The organism is Inquilinus sp. (assembly GCF_057815775.1).
Genome location: NZ_JBYRFX010000974.1, coordinates 1 through 3,144, shown reverse-complemented (window position 1 = coordinate 3,144; position 3,144 = coordinate 1). Strand labels below are relative to the sequence as shown.

Genomic DNA, 3,144 nt, shown 5'->3' with positions numbered 1-3,144 from the left:
GCCTCCGGCATCTGGGGCATCGCCACGGTGCTCGGCCCCCTGGTCGGCGGCCTGTTCGCCCAGGCCGGCGACTGGCGCGCCGTGTTCTGGCTGTTCACGGCGCAGTCCGTGCTGTTCGCCGCCGCTTCACCCTGGCTGCTGAAGGGCACCGTGCCGACCGGCGGTGAGCGGGGCGTGCCCTGGCCGCAGATCGGCGGCCTCGCCCTGGGCGTCGGCGCCATCGCGATGGCGGATGTGATCCCGAGTCCCGCCGCGGCCCTGGTGCTGGTCGCGGCCGGCCTGGGCATTCTGGTGCTGGTGCTGCGAATCGACGGCGGCGCCCGGGTCCGGCTGCTGCCGCGGCAGGCCGGCGACCTGCGCACGGTCTGCGGCACCGCCTATGCCGCCCTCTTCGCCCTGATAGCCACATCGATGCCGCTGAGCGTCTACGGGCCGGCGATCCTGCAGACCCTGCATGGCCTGTCGCCGCTCTGGGCCGGCTATGTCGTCGGGGGCAATGCCCTGGCCTGGACCCTGGCCGCCTTCGTCGTCGCCGGCGCGACCGGCGCAGGGGAGCTGCGCTGGCTGCTGCGCGGCGCCGTCTGCATCCTGGCCGGGGCGGTGCTGCTGGTGCTGGTGATGCGCGACGCCCCGCTGATCTGGATCGTCGGCGCGTCGCTGCTGATGGGGGCCGGCTTCGGCTTTTCCTCCAGCCTGCTGAACCGCCGGCTGATCGGCACCCTGGCCGTTGACGACCGGGCGATCGGCAGCTCGGCGCTGATCGCGGTGCGCCAGACCGGCGGGGCGGTGGGCGCCGCCATTGCCGGCGCGACGGCCAACCTGGTCGGCTTCGGCGCGGGCCTCACGGTCGAAACCGCCCGGGCGGCGGCGCTGTGGGTGTTCGTCACCGCCCTGCCGCTGGCCGTGTTCGGCGCCTGGGCGGCATGGCGGCTGACCGTTGCGGCCAGCCGCCCCTCGCCTCGTTAGATCAAGCCGCGGCGGCCTTCGGCGCCTTCCGCACTTCGTCGGAATAGGCGTCCATGACGGTCTTGCAGATCTGGCCCGGGGTGAAGCGATGCGCCCCGATCTCGCCGACCGGGGTGATCTCCGCCGCCGTGCCGGTCAGGAACACCTCGGTGGCCTTCGCCAACTCGTCCGGCTGGATATGGCGCTCGATCACCTCGATGCCGTTGCGGCGCGCCAGCTCGATCGCCGTCTGCCGGGTCAGGCCGTTCAGGAAGCAATCCGCCGTCGGCGTGTGAAGCTTGCCGTCGATGGCGATGAACACATTGGCGCCGGTCGCCTCGGCGACATAGCCGCGGTAGTCGTACATCAGCGCGTCCTGGTAGCCCTCGGCCTCGGCCTTGTGCTTGGCCAGGGTGCAGATCATGTACAGGCCGGCGGCCTTGGCGTGCACCGGCGCCGAATCCGGCGACGGGCGGCGCCAGTCGGACAGCGTCAGGCGGATGCCCTTCATCTTCGCCTCGGCCGAGAAATAGCTGGGCCATTCCCACACGGCGATGGCGACATGGATGGTGTTGGCCTGGGCCGAAACCCCCATCATCTCCGACCCCCGCCAGGCCACCGGCCGCAGATAAGCTTCGGTCAGGCCGTTCTTCTCCAGCGTCAGCTGCTTCGCGGCATCGAGCTCCGCCGTGCTGTAGGGCAGCTTCATGCCGAGCGTGGTGGCCGAGAACTCCAGCCGCTTGGAATGCTGCGTGCCCTTGAAGATGCGGCCGTTGTAAGCGCGCTCCCCTTCGAATACAGAACTGGCGTAGTGTAGCCCGTGAGTCAGGACATGGATGTTGGCGCTACGCCACTCGACCAGCTTGCCGTCCATCCATATCCAGCCGTCGCGGTCATGGAAGGGAGTCGTCGACATGATGGGGCCTTTCCCGGATTGTCATTAAGTTTCGCTGTCAGACCGCGAGCGGTAACATTCGGGGCCAAATCAAGTCAACATGGCTGACATAAAATCACCCGTAAACCCGCTCTTCCTCCGCGAGGAGGAGATCCGACAAGGCATCGAACTGCTATTCTACGCCTATCGCGGCTTCACTGCCGAGCCCGATGCGCTGCTCGCAACCCTGGGTCTCGGGCGGGCGCATCACCGTGCGCTTTATTTCGTCGGGCGGCATCCGGAGATCACGGTCAGTGCGCTGCTGGCGATTCTGCGCATCACCAAGCAGAGCCTGGGGCGGGTTTTGAACGACCTGGTCGAGCGCGGTTATGTCGAGCAGCGCCAAGGCCAGCGCGACCGGCGGCAGCGCCTGCTGATCCTGACCGGCAAGGGCGCTGGGCTGGAGCGCCAGCTGTTCGAGAGCCAGCGCCGGCTGATCGGCCAGGCCTATCGCAGCGCCGGGGCGGACGCGGTGGACGGCTTCCGCAAGGTGCTGGAGGGGCTGATCGACCTGAGCGAGCCCGACGCCGTCGAGGAGCCGGAGACCCCGGCACCACGCGTCGCCAGCCGATAGCACAGCCATGGCGATGACCCCGGACGAACCCGCCCACATCCTGGTCGTCGACGACGACCGGCGGCTGCGCGAGCTGCTGCGCAAATACCTGGTCGAGAACGGCTTCCTGGTGACGGTGGCGGTCGACGCCGCCGATGCGCGGGAGAAGCTGGCCGCCATCGCCTTCGACCTCCTGGTGCTGGATGTGATGATGCCCGGCGAGACCGGGCTGCAGCTGACGGCGGATCTGCGCCAGCGGCTGGCGACGCCGATCCTGCTGCTGACGGCGATGAGCGAGGCCGAGGACCGTATCGCCGGGTTGGAAAGCGGCGCCGACGACTATCTGCCGAAACCGTTCGAGCCGCGCGAGCTGGTGCTGCGCATCAACAGCATCCTGCGCCGCCTGGTGCCGGCCCCGGCGCGGGCCGCCGGCACCATCCGCCTCGGCAGCTTCACCTTCGACATCGAGCGCAGCGAATTGACGCAGGAGGGCGAGCATGTCCGCCTGACCACCGGCGAGGAGAACCTGCTGCGCATCCTGGCCCAGCATGCCGGTGAGACCGTGTCGCGCGAGACGCTGACCGACTCCGGCATGATCGATGGCGGGGTCCGGGCAGTCGACGTGCAGGTGACGCGACTTCGGCGTAAGATCGAGCCGGATCCGCGCCTGCCCCGTTATCTCCACACCGTGCGCGGCGAAGGCTATGTGCTG

The 3,144-nt window shown here is 69.1% G+C and carries 4 protein-coding genes; 3 read left to right on the top strand and 1 reads right to left on the bottom strand.

The window, feature by feature from the left end; translation table 11 throughout:
* Positions 1-966 (top strand): MFS transporter (locus AC3XYG_RS34940; protein ID WP_489144499.1); only part of this gene is annotated, 966 nt, incomplete at its 5' end.
* A 1-nt stretch (position 967) separates the two neighbouring features.
* Here the strand turns inward: AC3XYG_RS34940 and AC3XYG_RS34935 are convergent.
* Positions 968-1,861, bottom strand: a complete 894-nt coding sequence (locus tag AC3XYG_RS34935; protein WP_489144498.1) for a branched-chain amino acid aminotransferase — start codon at positions 1,859-1,861, stop codon at positions 968-970.
* 79 nt (positions 1,862-1,940) lie between these two features.
* Between AC3XYG_RS34935 and AC3XYG_RS34930 the strand changes: the two genes are divergently transcribed.
* Positions 1,941-2,453, top strand: a complete 513-nt coding sequence (locus AC3XYG_RS34930; RefSeq protein WP_489144497.1) for a MarR family winged helix-turn-helix transcriptional regulator — start codon at positions 1,941-1,943, stop codon at positions 2,451-2,453.
* Positions 2,454-2,466: 13 nt separating this feature from the next.
* The coding region (locus AC3XYG_RS34925) for a response regulator (RefSeq protein WP_489144500.1) at positions 2,467-3,144 on the top strand (678 nt) is incomplete at its 3' end.

What these genes read in the sequence shown, in the direction of transcription:
- AC3XYG_RS34930 (WP_489144497.1), top strand. Translation starts at nt 1,941, where the DNA reads ATGGCTGACATAAAATCACCCGTAAACCCGCTCTTCCTCCGCGAGGAG.
- AC3XYG_RS34935 (WP_489144498.1), bottom strand. Translation starts at nt 1,861, where the DNA reads ATGTCGACGACTCCCTTCCATGACCGCGACGGCTGGATATGGATGGAC.